15 protein-coding genes and 1 tRNA gene are annotated in these 13,494 nt (G+C 33.0%); 3 read left to right on the forward strand and 13 right to left on the reverse strand.

The features are described 5' to 3' along the window. Positions 1 to 90 precede the first annotated feature (90 nt). From CHB72_RS18440 to CHB72_RS18450, 3 genes are all read right to left on the reverse strand, one after another. A complete protein-coding gene (locus tag CHB72_RS18440) occupies positions 91 to 1,338 on the reverse strand; it encodes a DUF4349 domain-containing protein (protein WP_089284355.1) in 1,248 nt (415 codons plus the stop codon). A gap of 13 nt (positions 1,339 to 1,351) precedes the next feature. Next, positions 1,352 to 1,936: an RNA polymerase sigma factor gene (locus CHB72_RS18445; RefSeq protein WP_278277872.1), complete on the reverse strand. Its 585-nt coding sequence runs from the start codon at positions 1,934 to 1,936 to the stop codon at positions 1,352 to 1,354. A gap of 236 nt (positions 1,937 to 2,172) precedes the next feature. After that, positions 2,173 to 3,132, reverse strand: a complete 960-nt coding sequence (locus CHB72_RS18450) for a metal-dependent hydrolase (protein WP_089284357.1) — start codon at positions 3,130 to 3,132, stop codon at positions 2,173 to 2,175. A 153-nt stretch (positions 3,133 to 3,285) separates the two neighbouring features. Here CHB72_RS18450 and CHB72_RS18455 point away from each other — a divergent pair. Continuing rightward, positions 3,286 to 3,372: transfer RNA gene (locus tag CHB72_RS18455), tRNA-Leu, on the forward strand. 360 nt (positions 3,373 to 3,732) lie between these two features. Here CHB72_RS18455 and CHB72_RS18460 read toward each other — a convergent pair. The 6 genes from CHB72_RS18460 to CHB72_RS18490 form a co-directional block, all read right to left on the reverse strand. After that, positions 3,733 to 4,443 carry a hypothetical protein gene (locus CHB72_RS18460; protein WP_089284358.1) on the reverse strand — a complete coding sequence of 237 codons (711 nt, stop codon included), beginning with the start codon at positions 4,441 to 4,443 and terminating at the stop codon, positions 3,733 to 3,735. Between the two features lie 785 nt (positions 4,444 to 5,228). Further along, on the reverse strand, positions 5,229 to 6,254 hold the full coding sequence (locus CHB72_RS18470) for a DUF3829 domain-containing protein (RefSeq protein WP_089284360.1): 1,026 nt from the start codon (positions 6,252 to 6,254) through the stop codon (positions 5,229 to 5,231). 74 nt (positions 6,255 to 6,328) lie between these two features. Then, the gene (locus CHB72_RS28330) at positions 6,329 to 6,439 is read right to left on the reverse strand and encodes a type II toxin-antitoxin system HicB family antitoxin (RefSeq protein ID WP_408606581.1); all 111 of its coding nucleotides are present in this window, start codon (positions 6,437 to 6,439) and stop codon (positions 6,329 to 6,331) included. A gap of 54 nt (positions 6,440 to 6,493) precedes the next feature. Next, positions 6,494 to 6,667, reverse strand: coding sequence for a type II toxin-antitoxin system HicA family toxin (locus CHB72_RS18480; protein WP_089284361.1), 174 nt, complete (start codon positions 6,665 to 6,667; stop codon positions 6,494 to 6,496). Positions 6,668 to 6,905: 238 nt separating this feature from the next. Further along, complete coding sequence (locus CHB72_RS18485) at positions 6,906 to 7,397, reverse strand: GNAT family N-acetyltransferase (RefSeq protein ID WP_176431468.1); 492 nt, start codon at positions 7,395 to 7,397, stop codon at positions 6,906 to 6,908. Between the two features lie 56 nt (positions 7,398 to 7,453). Next, complete coding sequence (locus CHB72_RS18490) at positions 7,454 to 7,999, reverse strand: hypothetical protein (RefSeq protein WP_089284363.1); 546 nt, start codon at positions 7,997 to 7,999, stop codon at positions 7,454 to 7,456. 526 nt (positions 8,000 to 8,525) lie between these two features. Between CHB72_RS18490 and trmB the strand changes: the two genes are divergently transcribed. Both trmB and CHB72_RS18500 read left to right on the forward strand, forming a co-directional pair. Then, positions 8,526 to 9,167 carry a tRNA (guanosine(46)-N7)-methyltransferase TrmB gene (gene trmB / locus CHB72_RS18495; RefSeq protein WP_089284364.1) on the forward strand — a complete coding sequence of 214 codons (642 nt, stop codon included), beginning with the start codon at positions 8,526 to 8,528 and terminating at the stop codon, positions 9,165 to 9,167. Positions 9,168 to 9,314: 147 nt separating this feature from the next. Continuing rightward, positions 9,315 to 10,016 (forward strand): helix-turn-helix domain-containing protein, encoded by a 702-nt coding sequence (locus CHB72_RS18500; protein WP_089284365.1) that lies wholly within the window; start codon positions 9,315 to 9,317, stop codon positions 10,014 to 10,016. A 153-nt stretch (positions 10,017 to 10,169) separates the two neighbouring features. Here CHB72_RS18500 and CHB72_RS18505 read toward each other — a convergent pair whose 3' ends face one another. The 4 genes from CHB72_RS18505 to CHB72_RS18520 all read right to left on the reverse strand — a co-directional run bounded on the left by CHB72_RS18505 (position 10,170) and on the right by CHB72_RS18520 (position 13,278). After that, on the reverse strand, positions 10,170 to 10,829 hold the full coding sequence (locus CHB72_RS18505) for a hypothetical protein (RefSeq protein WP_089284366.1): 660 nt from the start codon (positions 10,827 to 10,829) through the stop codon (positions 10,170 to 10,172). A gap of 109 nt (positions 10,830 to 10,938) precedes the next feature. After that, complete coding sequence (locus CHB72_RS18510) at positions 10,939 to 11,130, reverse strand: hypothetical protein (RefSeq protein WP_242975189.1); 192 nt, start codon at positions 11,128 to 11,130, stop codon at positions 10,939 to 10,941. 21 nt (positions 11,131 to 11,151) lie between these two features. Then, entirely contained in the window at positions 11,152 to 12,906 is a 1,755-nt protein-coding gene (locus CHB72_RS18515) for a M56 family metallopeptidase (protein WP_089284367.1), read from the reverse strand. Between the two features lie 3 nt (positions 12,907 to 12,909). Beyond that, positions 12,910 to 13,278 carry a BlaI/MecI/CopY family transcriptional regulator gene (locus CHB72_RS18520; RefSeq protein WP_089284368.1) on the reverse strand — a complete coding sequence of 123 codons (369 nt, stop codon included), beginning with the start codon at positions 13,276 to 13,278 and terminating at the stop codon, positions 12,910 to 12,912. Positions 13,279 to 13,494: the final 216 nt, after the last annotated feature.

Raw genomic sequence — 13,494 nt, forward strand, 5'->3', positions numbered from 1 at the left:
ATATTTTAACACGTATTCTTAGGATAGTAAAATTATAATTACCTTTATCTATAGTATTGACCAAAAAGAAAAAATGAGCTCTTATTGAACTCATCTTTTTCTCTTCCATTTTTTATAGCCAAAGTAACCTATCGGTCCTCCTATTACTGCCAGTATCATTAAAGGAGGTAACATCCCGAATAATCCAACAAACCCGTTTTCCAACATTTTCATTATATTATTGATAGAATGAATAAAATTGTTTTTTGCTCTACTCCACAGATCGTCATTGAGAGACAGCAGAGATAGACCTTCATCCTTTACTTGCCTTATATTAAGATCGATGGTAGCCATAGATACTAAACCATCATAGCCTCTCAGGGTGGTGGTTAAATAATTAATCTGTGTTCTTATTCTATTTAGTTCATTTTCAATCTGTAATAGATCCTCCACTCGATCCGCCTTCTGTAAAATATCTCTTAGTCTTTCCTCTTGAATCTTTAGATTTTTCACTTGATTATCGATATCCATATAGCTTTCGGTAATGTCTTCTCCTGAAGTATTTTCCTCCATAACAACACCTAAAGCTTTTATTGATTCAAAAATTCTAGTAAAATCATTGCTTGGTACCCTTAACTCCATATTAGCATTTTTAAGGGATTCCTCTGGTTTTTCACGATTTTGGAAATAATAATAGATTTCACTATGCTGGACAAATCCATTTGAAGCTTCCACCAAATTTAATACCTCTTGATGCATGTCATCAAAATTCTCAACTTCAACCGTAATTCGTCCTCTTTGAATAATCTTACGAGAGGTTTGCATCGTGGTGTCCTCTGTCAATGTTGGCTCTGCTGGAGAAAATTCAGCTTCCTGATCTTCCATAGCAAAGTTCATTGCTTCTTCTTTCGCCTGTCGCATGCCGTCATTGCCTATGTCAAGGGCTGTTGCCATTTCATTGTTGACTATTCCCCCATAGGAGTCCATTGCCGCATCTGCTGCCCTAGGAGCCTCAGTTGACTTCATATTAAAGGAAAGATTAGAGAGCATTGCCCCTGATATCACAGTGATTAGCAGTCCTGCCGCAATACAGCCTACTAGTTTCCATCTAAAAGAAGCAAATTTCTTTTTAAGTGGAGCTTCTTGTCGCAGCTTTTTGCCTAATTCCATACTGAAATCCTTTGGTAAAGGTATTTCTTCTATCTCATTAACGGAGTTGATCATCAACTTGAAGTTTTCATACTCCAATTTACAATTTGGGCATTCGTCTAAATGCTGTTCAAAAACCTGTTTTTCTTCTGGTGTAAGATAGTCATCTATATAGGATGATGCATATATATCAAAGCTTTTACAATCCACAGTATCCCTCCTTTCATGAAGTCACTTTGTAATTTTCACTAATTATTTCTTTAAGATTGCTTCGTGCACGACTAATTCGGGACTTAACGGTCCCTACTGATACATTAATCATTTCAGCTATCTCTTGATAGCTAAACCCCTGAATATCTCTTAATATAATAATATTTCTTTGCTCATAATTTAATTGGTTGATGGCATCATGTACCATCCTTTTTATTTCATTTTTTTCAAATAAACACTCCGGAGTATTTATTTCATCAGGTATTTCTCTTTGATAGCTTTCCCCATCCTGCTGTTTGTCTATATACAGGAGCTTGGCTTTCTTGTTTTTACGTATAAAATCAATACATACATTGTTTACAATAGAATACAGCCATGTTGAGAAACTACTGTTGCCTTTAAAATTGTGAATAGATCTGTAGACCTTTACTAATGCTTCTTGAGTTATATCATTGGCATCTTCAAGGTTTCCCAACATACGATAAGCTATGTTGAAGGCTCTTTTTTGGTAGCTAGCTATTAACAATTCAAAGCTTTCAACATCCCCTGTTTTGGCCTTCTCTATTAGAACAGCCTCTTGATGTTGCAACAAACTCACTCCCTTCCCTCTAATTTATTAGACGAAATACTATTTATTTTGTTCCAATAAAATCTACTTCTATTTTATCATAAGTAGATAGCTAAAAGTAGATAGCTAAAATCTACGATTTTATGTCAGTCACTCATCCTGAGGGTAATCTTTGATTTTGTGATAATCACTTAGTTAGCATTCTTCAACGTATTTCATTGACTTTATCTGCTTAAATACGTTAAGGATAAGCTAATAATTAAAAATCAGTGGATATCCACTGATTTTTGACAATATATTTCAATGTTGTTTTTTTGACTAAAAGGATGAAAAACACTTCGGACTAAACGTTCCTCTTGATTATAATAAAAACTAGCATGATGTTTAAACTCATTTTTTATACGGTATCTTAAGTCCGTCATCCTAACAATCAACTTTTCTTTTTCCTCAATTAAATCAGTGTGAAAAAATGGTGTGAAATTTTCAAAGTAGATTCCTAATTGATGCTTAAGGGATTTTTCTATTATAGGTGATGCCACTTTTTTAAGCTTCTTAACGATATTCATGGCATTAGTTACGCTGTTGATTTCTCCTACTATATAATGACTATCGCTATCCACAATATAATCCCATTTAAACAAATTGAAATCCGAAGGCATTACAATAATGGATCTAACAGAATCTCCATAAATGCCAGCAAGCTTTCTTTTTATCCTGCTTTTATCCAACCATCTGTATAATAAATAAGAGCTGACGATAACTGCCATTCCAGTATAAGCTAGTACGCCTCTTGGTTTGAAGATGATACTAAATAACGACAAAAGCATGAAAACTGGATCATAGATCATTAAAAGATTTGAAGAATATTTTTTCCTATTAAAGGGATATAATAATGCTACTCCGTAGGAATTGAAATAGTCAAATAGGGTATGAGATAATCCACCTAAAAATGTCCATAAAAAAACCTCATAAAAAGAGAAGTTATTATAAATAAGGGATAAGATGATCGTTGTTAATCCTGATATTAAAGCAAAACCCGGTATGGAATGGGATTCAACACGATGATGGTTCAAATACACATAATCTCCTTTAACTCTTGTAATAATATCAAAGTCAGGGGAAATACTACCAATAACAGCTCCCAAACAAGCAGCACTACTTAATGCAGGTGTATGACCTAGGCTATAAAGAGCCAAACCAATAACCCCATGTGATATCGGATCCATTCTTTTCCCCCTTTTCTAGTTGTAGCTTACATAAGCTTTAGTTACTTCATTATAACAAAATCTGTTAGCTATTTATAGTTGTATTATTTTCTATTGTTTTTTCTGTTGACATCGTCTTTCTTTTATGGTATCATAACTTTTGTAGCTTAATAAGCCGTGGTGGCGGAACTGGCAGACGCAGCAGACTCAAAATCTGCCGCTCGCAAGGGCGTGGGGGTTCGATTCCCTTCCACGGCACCAAACGTGCACACACAAAGAGTGTATATAGATAAAAAATAGACCATACCGGTCTATTTTTTTATTTATATTAACTTTATTTCAAAACCGCACTACTATGTTTTAAGCATTGTGCTTAGAATGCAAAAATCTTTTTATTATCTCATATAACGCGAGTATTCTTGAAGTGATGTATCATTTGCATACCTGTGGTCGTGTTGTCCTTCAAACGTTGTTTGACCTCTCATATAATGGACTGGAGATTTACTTGGAACGCCTTAGCTGTTATCTTATCAACACCAGCTGAAGCTTTCTTATTTATTTTCTTCCAGAACTTCATCAGTGCATCTTCATTTTGATAAGTAGTGTTATATAGGCATTTCATTACTTATTATAGTAAACAATTCCCCAAAATTTAAAAGTTTTTTCCTTTGATTCACACCATTCCGGAAATGATAATTCACGTTGTTTCTTTTTGTATTCTTTCCATGAATCAATAAGCTTTTTATAATAATTATACCCTTCAAACATATTATCTTTTAATTGTCCTGGTTTAAGTTTATCAATAAGTTTAGACACTCTTTCTAAACAATTTCTAGCATCATCGATCTCACCTATAAACCTAGTTTCACATAAATGATGTGTTTGAAAATCAATATAATTTAATTCAGCTTTCGCTAACTCAACAATTGAAATCTCATCTGTTGGATTAATTTCAAGTGCTTTTTCATAACTAATCAAATCTCTGCACATATAACCAAGCCACCGATAAGGAACTACGTCAGTAACTTTAGTTTCAGCCCAATCCTTTAGTACTTTTATTAGAAACTGATGAAGTGGATGAGCTAAAAGTTGGTGTATATCTGTATTATAATAACTAAGAGAAACAAGTTCCCTAGCAATTTCCCTCTGTTCATCTATACTTTTGTTTTTTGTTAATAATATAAATTCTTCAATAGCTTTTAAAGCTTGCTTTTTTATTCCCTTCTCTTTTAAAAGACAATATTTTGCGAAGGATTCATACCCACTTATATTACTATATTTTTCTCCAATATCTTTTAATCCTTGAAAATTATCTTTATTCCAATAATACAAAGATTCCACTCCAATCAATTAAAAATTTCTCACAAAGCCTTTCCCTAGCAATCCGTCGTATTGTATATAAGTCCTCGCATTTGGTCGAGTAAGCATAGACCTTTCCTAAACCCTGAGTCCTAGGATTGAGTCCACACTCCTTACAGATCCATACAGGTGGAATTAACGCATAAGGCTCTTCATATCATCTTACCAAAAAAATTCCTAGTTCACTATCCTTTTTATCAAAAAATTTATCTGATTCTATAGGATGTTCAAACGGCTCATACTCTTTTAGATTAACTCTATAAAAAATATCTGCAAACCCCCATTCACCGCCCCATGGTTTTCATCCTTTGACATTTCAATCCAAATCATTATTCTACACCCCTTTAATTCAAATTTGCCTAACGGCACCGTTTGCCCGACGGCCCCTGAGCTGGACCCGCAAAGCCTTTCTTCTTGGCAGTTCTTGCGCCCGGTAAAAGGGTGTGCCGCACACGCTCCAGAGACTTTTCCCTCCGCGGCTTTATGGGCAAACATTATTATAAGATTTAGAGCGCCCCATTATTCAGAGGGCGGCAGGACGCCGCCCCCTCAATTAGCCTTCTCTTCTGAAAGTAAATATCAATTTATTTTTTGCCAAAAGCGATTGGACATTTTATGCGACATGATTAATAATAAATAGGCGAATGAACTTTTAGTCATCCACCACCATTTTTATATTTTTAGATATCTCCAGTAGGGGATCAATTGCTCTTAAAGATTATCACCCACTGAAATACCTGCTTTGTTTCTATGAGGATTTAATCAATGCTCTGATTATATTGACTAATAAGCATATCTGAACGAGCATTGAAACGACTAATTGGATTGTTTACTCCACCAGTAGTTACTTTCCCCGTAAGCTCATTATCAATCTCGGTTGTCCCTGCTTTAATCATATTCAGTGCATCCGTTGCCGATGTTTGCATCATTTCAGCAGTAGTGGCAAATTGATTAAGGAATGCTATGTTTATTTGTCCATAATCCTCTTGCTTCAATCGTGCTTCATCTTTATAAATTAACTTGAAGGCTTCGACATCATCATTAAAGGCATCAAACAATTCCTTATATTGGACTAAATCAGCCTCCAGGAAGGTTTTTCCTTCTCTTTCCAGGTTTTCAAACATATTGCTTATTTTCTTTGCATTCAGCAACAAACTAAGTGCATAGTAGTGAATGTCGTACCCATTAGCTTTCAGATAAGGCAATTCTGCTGCTTCATTTTCTAACATCTTAGAAGAAAATGCCATTAGAAAATTATTTGCAACGTCTATCAGTTCACTATAATCTGTAATCATTTTTTTATGAAACTGTCGTCCTTTTTCAAAATTGTCCTTTTCATATTCTTTGTTTTTATAGTATTCATTTACATCTCTAAAATAAAACGTCAAAAATGCCTCGAATTTGTCACACAAAATCGGCATTATATCGTCAGCTTCTCCATAATCGGGTTTAGCCTTTAAATATTGGAGAGGTTTTTCTGTATGAAAGCCATGATGAATTCCATAAATAGTCTGACCCTCAACAGGATCAAGTGTAAAACCTTTAAAATCGGCTTTTATAGTTAACTCCTCTTCTATACCAAATGTACTGAAATATGTTTCCACGACGGCGTCAAACCACCCATTTTGAAAATTTAGAAATTCAATATAAGAATTATACTTCTCAATATCCGCTTCTTTTTCAATCATAGTATTGCTGTCTAATTGCGTGAAAATGGTGGAGCAAGAGGCTAAAATCATACTGACACAGATACAAATACAAATTAAAACAACTCCTTTTTTCATGAGAAACTCCTTTCAATGCCTTTCTAGTCAAGCATATAAAATTTTTATATTTTACCTGTAATTACTTTTGTTCTTCAATGCCTAAATATTGTTTTAAAGCATCTTGGAATATCTGGGAACTCTACAGAAATTCCATCATTATCATATGTAAAAATAGCTGGGTAAATATAACGATCTTTTTTCATAAAATTATTCTCCTTTCCAATTAACCATCTATACATTTAGGGAGGCACAGGAATTTATTTAATTTGAATTCCTGCTTGTTTGAATATGCTTTTTACAGTTTTAACTGGTATATTTTTCTTTGGGTGTGGAACTGTTACGGTTCCTTTGTTACTAGTATGTTTAAATCGATGGTGATCACCCTTTACTCTTGCTATGTACTCTGCTTTTTCTTTTGTTTTCGGAGCCAATTACATTCACCTCCCTCCTTGGAAGGATGAATTTATGATAACATTTAATATGACAAAATAGGAAATACTAATGTTATCCTCAACAGTATTTTATAAGTCAATCTAAAAAGATGTTATCAACTATCTATTTCTATTTTTCTTAATGACAGCAAAATATAAAGGCAAGCGCTTGTAAAAGCTGCAAACACTGCAATATACTTACTATTCATATAATTTCACCTCAGTTAATTTCATTGAGTTACTCCATGCAATCTATCTGCTTCATAAAAAACATTATTTCTTCTTCATTGAATCCTAACTTTCTATATAAATTGTGTGCCCTCTCATTGTTTAATTCTGCATGTAATTGCACCCTTCTATATCCCTTTTTTTCAGCAAAGCCAATTAAGTACTCCATCATTTTTTCTCCATAGCCACTTCTTCTATAAGATGAAGTTATATATAAATCATCAATCGTCAAGGTTTTACCCCCAGACCATATACTATAAACCGTCCATGTATTTGCATATCCCACTACTTTACTATCAACTTCGCCAACAAAAATCTGTATATGTTCAGACATGCTCAATGCTTCTCTAAAAATACCCTTCATTTCCTCTTCAGTTGGCATTTTCAAAGATGTCCAGTAAGGATTCTCAGCCATTACCTCTTGCATAAAAGCTATATTAAGCTCAATAAATGCTTTTTCATCCTTTGCATCACATTTCCTGATAAAAAAATTATCTAACATAATTCTACTCTCCCCTTTACACCCCATCAAAAACGATGATTAATTTTTACTACAACCTATTTTAAAAAATTTTGCACTACAACGATAACGACTATTCCGAATAACACATGGCCAATTCCTATAAAAGGGAATAGGCGCTTATCAATTTCCTTGATTTTATTTATTAATCCTTGTTTTATCTCCTCATAAAAGGGTAAATTTTTTATATGCTTCAGATCGATTTCTACTGTATTTAAGGATTGGTTATAGGATATAGATTTGTTATCATTATCCTCTAGGACGAAAGAGTCGTCTATTTTTTTATAGGCTATATTTTTTTCTTTAAGAATACTAGTTAAAGCAGCTGACACCATTTCTTTATTCACATTATATAAAGTATATTTACCTCTAAATGTGACCCAGAAGAATATTATCATACCTATACTGATAATATAGTGATAATAAGACATAGAATCTATCGCTCTAAATCTTATACCACTAATCCATATGAGGGTGATCAATGATGCATCATACATTTTGCTCACCATGAATTTTTTTCTGGTTAACAGAATGAGCCCAATTAAAATAAAAATAGCTCCTACTAACATATAACTAAAAAGCATTTTTATCCTCCCTTGTTCTTCAAATTTATACAGATATTGCAAATGCAATGATATGAACCCCTATTGTCTCTCTCCATTTTCCAACACCTCCTAATTATCCTATTTAATGTCTCCAATTTCATTTATCTGCATTGCAGACGGATGGACAGGCCGTATTGTTAGAGCCATATTGCTAACTGAAGTTAGATGAAGAAAATCTTACTCAACCATACTTTGGTGGCAACATTTGACTAAAATAACTAATTCTTATATTAATTAGCACTAGTGTTCATTTACCTTAATTATATTCTTAAAACTATAAAAGTGTAAAATTATTTTACAATTATCTTTTCTAAAGATGTGCAAACCGGTATATGATTGGCTGCAACCATGGTATAATAAAAATGTCTTAATCTAAAAATTTAATTGATTAACTTTTTTTAAACCTAATAACGCAAATTATAACTATCTATCATTACACAATGTTCATAATGTCCTATTGGATATAAAGAATATCAAATATATATAAGGGAGTTTAACAGAAAAAATGAGAAGAAGAAAAAAACCTGGATCAAAGGAAAAATTACTGAGTCATCAACTTTATTTATGTGAAGAACCAGAAAAATATAAAGGTCATTGGAATAATTGCTTTGATGAAAAAAAACCAATTCATGTAGAACTGGGGATAGGCAGAGGACAATTTATTACCACGCTAGCGGAGTTAAATCCAGATATTCATTACATAGGCATTGAGATTAAAGAAGAAATACTGCTAAAAGCTGTTGAGAAAGCAGAAACAAAAAAATTGAAAAACATCAAATTTCTTTGGTATGATGTAAATAAAATCAATGATATTTTTAATCAAGGTGAATTAAGTAGAATCTATATTAATTTTTGTGATCCTTGGCCTAAGAAACGGTGGGAAAAACGCAGACTTACCCATAGAAGCTTTTTAGAGAAATATAAATACATTTTGACGGAAAATGGAGAGATCCATTTTAAAACAGACAACGAAAAGCTCTTTGAGTTTTCTTTAAATGAGTTTTCTTACGCAGGCCTCCGTCTAAACAACATTACCTTTGACCTACATCATGGTGAAACAAAGGACCCTGTTACTACAGAGTACGAAGATAAATTTTCTGCTATGGGGATGAAAATCTATCGATGTGAGGGATTCAAAGAAAATTGACAATTTTAGATAGCTAAAGAGGTGGACAGAGTCGTCCACCCTACGCAGAAAAATAGATTCTACTTTACAAGCATATATATAGCCGTAGATTACCAACTACTTCTATAACATAGTAGAAAATCTTTGCAAAGGGGATGAACTCAAAATATGAGTCGAGTAGGACAAAGAATTAAAGAAGAGAGAACAAAGAAAGGAATGACTCCAAAGCAGCTTGGGAAAAAATGTGGTGTAGCAGAATCCTTTATTATGGATATTGAAAGTGGTAGAAAAATATTAAACGAAAAGCTTTTGGCTCAAATTTCTAAGGTATTAGGTGTAAACTTAGAAGAAACGATGATTCTAGAAGCATCTGCTGAAGAAAAAAAAGTACAGGAATCATTTGAAGAAAAGCCACAAAAGTTTATGGAAACATCCTCTGTCAAGAGAAGGGAGGTAGAACCCTTAGCTCAATGGGAAGAAGCATTGTCCAATATCATCAAACAGGTCCCTATCTATGATATGGAAATGAACAATATCAAGGGTTATAAAAGCTTTCCGATTATTGACAAAAAGGTGGAGGGCTTTAATCCAGATAAGTTGGTTTATATCCATCTATCGGATGACAGCCTCTATCAATATAGAATGAAAAAGGGAGATCGCTGCCTTATCTATTTGAACCACGAACCTATTAATGGTACTTTTCAGCTGGTGGAATATGATAATAAGAAATATTTAAGAAAGGTAAAAAAAATAGAAGGCAATAAGATTCAATTGATTGAAGGAACCCAAGATGGTAAAGCGATTATTAAAGACTTGAAGGGAATCAAAATATTAGGAAAGCTAATTCGAGTAGAAATAGATTTTATATAGAAAAATATATGGAAAAACATTCCTTTTTACAATCAGATTGGTATACCTTTGAGCATTTATCTGAAAAGTAAAAACATATAGTCCAGTTTTTAACCATAAAAACCAGAGGAGAAAATCTTGTATAAAGCTTTTCTCCTCTGGTTTATTTAATCATTACGATTGTTTATCCAACAAAAGACCTGAAACATCCGGCAGTGCTATATTTGTGTATTCCTTTGCTATTCCTTCCTTTATAGGGAGTCTAATATTTTTAAAAGCCTTGTACAATTGGATAATCATACCCTTCATAGGTTCAAATAGAAATGTAACAGGATCTCTGGAAAGTTCTATCTTTTCTATGAATTTTTCTTTTTCCATAGATATCACATATTCTTCGTTGACAGTAATACCTATATTATTTAACAATTTTCTAAATATATCTACTATATCCTCTACTTCTTTTCTATGATTCGTATTCAGTATTTTATCTAGGCCCCTTAATGATCCTATAGCATCATTATATTTTTCAATAAGTTCTTGCATATGCTCCACTAGCTTTTCATCATTACCTTCTAGATTTTTAATGGCTTCCTCTAGTTTTCTATGATCATGATAAAAACGTTTGTATTCTTTCTTTAATGCTTTCAAATTTTCATAAAAATAGTCGGAAGCAATCAAATAATTGGCAGAACCATAAGAAGTTTGGTTTTTCACCTTATCTATTGCCTCAACCTCTTCAATTGTTGCAGCTCTACTAACCGTCTTAACCCTATCTACATAGCTGTTATGTATTCTACTACTAGCTACTGATGAGACCCTTGTTCTACCAGTCATAATATCTCCCTCCTTTTTTAATATATACCTATTTAAAAGGAGCTGTAAACTTTATTTATCTTAATTTCCGTTTATTATATAGCTGATATCTTATGATTAAGGAAGATTTTTATAGTCCTAAAACTCCTGATATTTCTTTCATGACATTTAAAGAAAGTTCAGCAAACTCTGAAAATGGAATTTCTAATTTTTCAATTGAAGCCATGGCTTCTCTGTCTGCTCCTGCTGCAAATTTCAATTCCTTCATTCTCTTTGATATTGATTTTACTTTTACACTGCTTAACTTTTTATCTGGATACACAAGGGGAATTGCTTAAATAATTTATTCTGCTGTTCTCATTATACCAGCTGTATAAGGATTTAGCTTTTCATACCACTCCTCTGGAGAATTGTATGTTCCAACTGCTACATTATTTCTATCTCCTAAAATATCAATACAAAGTGCCATCATAATGTGGGATTTAAGTCCCCTTGCTTCCCCTACTTGAAACTGTGCTAACATATAGTGAAGTGCTTCTTCCCCCATCTCAAGTATCATTTGATATTCTTGCTGATGAGCGTCAATATAATCCTGGGGGTTTGAGGAAGCAGGTAGTGGTATAACAGTAGTTTGTTGTTCTGCATTAACATTCTCTTGTGAATTTGATACAGTGTTAGGAAATGACATAATGATAGTCAAATACTCTTCAACTCTTTTTCCTATATCTCCATTCCCAACAGGATAACTTAAAGCATAATCGTGAAGGTTAGTATAAACTCCCCTTGGAATAGTGTAATATCTAAAATCTTCATCATAAAGGATCATTGCCAATGGCTCACTGGAATAAAACTTAATTGTCAGTTTTTCATTCACCTCAAACTCCATTTCAGAGACAAGTTCCAATGGTGATTTCAGCTTTTTCTCCTTCCATTTATTACTTTCAAAAAACTTTATGAAACTAGCGTGGGACGGTATTGCATGTTCTTTTCCCTCTATTTTAGCTATGATTGAATTTTGTTGTGCAAGTAAAGATAATGCATTATCTTTATTTAGGAAACTGAGGTCTTGTTTTGGATTCGCTATTGTTACAAAGCTAACTGCAGCTATTAAAATGACAGCAATCATACTAATCCAAAAGGTGGGTTTCTTATAGCTTATGATTCCTTTAACTCTTGTTATAATATTTTTTTCTCCAAAAGCTAATAATCCACCATTAAAAAGATTATTTTGTTTTACTGAAAAATTTAATAATGCCGTGGCGTACTCACTTCTAATATCTTTATTAGACGCAGATAACACCCTCTCATCACAGGAAAGCTCCATGTCTTTATAGGCTAATATATAGCTTAGCCACATGAGAGGATTAAACCAATGGATATACAGCAAGATAAGCGAAAATGGTTTAATAATGTAATCATATCTTTTGATGTGAATAAGCTCATGGGTAATGATATACTCTAGTTCTATAGAATTATTATTTGCTATTGATAAGGGTAAAATAATTCTTGGCCTTATGAAGCCACATACAACTGGAGTACTGATTCTATCCGACATATATACACCAACATCTTTTCTTAGGTTAATTTTTTCACTACACTTATCAATCAGATTATTGTTATGATAAAGAGTTGCCGTTTTCAGTCTATTGACTGTTATTAAGTAGATAATGCTGCTAAAAAGAAACATTCCCAAACCTATCATTATCCAAATTGCTGATAGTATAAACATAATAATTTGCATAGGATTAGCTGAATTATAGGGGGTAGCGGGAGGTAGAAAGCTATTTATTTGTTGATTAATCACACCACCTCCAATATCAATAGCTGGTGTATGCATCATTCCTATGTCCAAGGGTACGTATTGGATGATATTGGTTGTATTGTTTATACTGGGTGTTAGCATCACATTAAATAAGCTAAACATCGATGAAAAAGAGAAAGGTATAAGAAGTCTAATAAGCACAATTGCCCAAAGCCCATAAGTAAATGTTTTAGGAAGTTTGTTTTTAAATATACGTCTTAATATCATTATAATAATGGCTACTACTGATGCAGTAATACTCATATTTAGCACACTAATAAAAAAGTTTTCAAGCATGAACTACTCCTCCTTTTTCGTATTTTCATCAATAATCTTTTTAAGCTCTAAAGCCTGTGATTCACTTAGCTTTTCTTTGTTTAAAAAACTTGTAAGGAATAGCTTCAAAGAACCGTCATAGACTTTATCAATAAATTCCTCACTTTCACTTTGTTGTACCTCTTCACGTTCTACCAAATAAGTAACAGTTGCATTTTCATTTTTAAGTACTCCTCTTTTCCCAAGTTTTCGTAGAACAGTATAGGTTGTGGACTTCTTCCATCCAAGCTCCTCATTAGCTAGTTTAGCCAGTGAAGTTGAGTTAATAGGAGCATTATTCCAAATTATATTCATAAATTTCATTTCTGCATCAAACAACTTGATTTCATCCATTATATCATCTCCTATATCAATTGGGTTTATCTAAATAAACCTTTAACTTGAGTTTACTCCGATAAACCTATTTTGTCAATAGCTATAAACAATATTAAAGCATATTTCCCATTAGAGGTGACCTAGCCCTGCAAGATAAAAAAGAAGCCCCATAAATAAACTTTACTAGTTGTCATAAAAATTCGACTACAATTCTAAAGGGAGTTTTTACTCTCT

It is taken from the genome of Anaerovirgula multivorans, assembly GCF_900188145.1.
GTDB classification, from domain to species: Bacteria; Bacillota; Clostridia; order Peptostreptococcales; family Natronincolaceae; genus Anaerovirgula; species Anaerovirgula multivorans.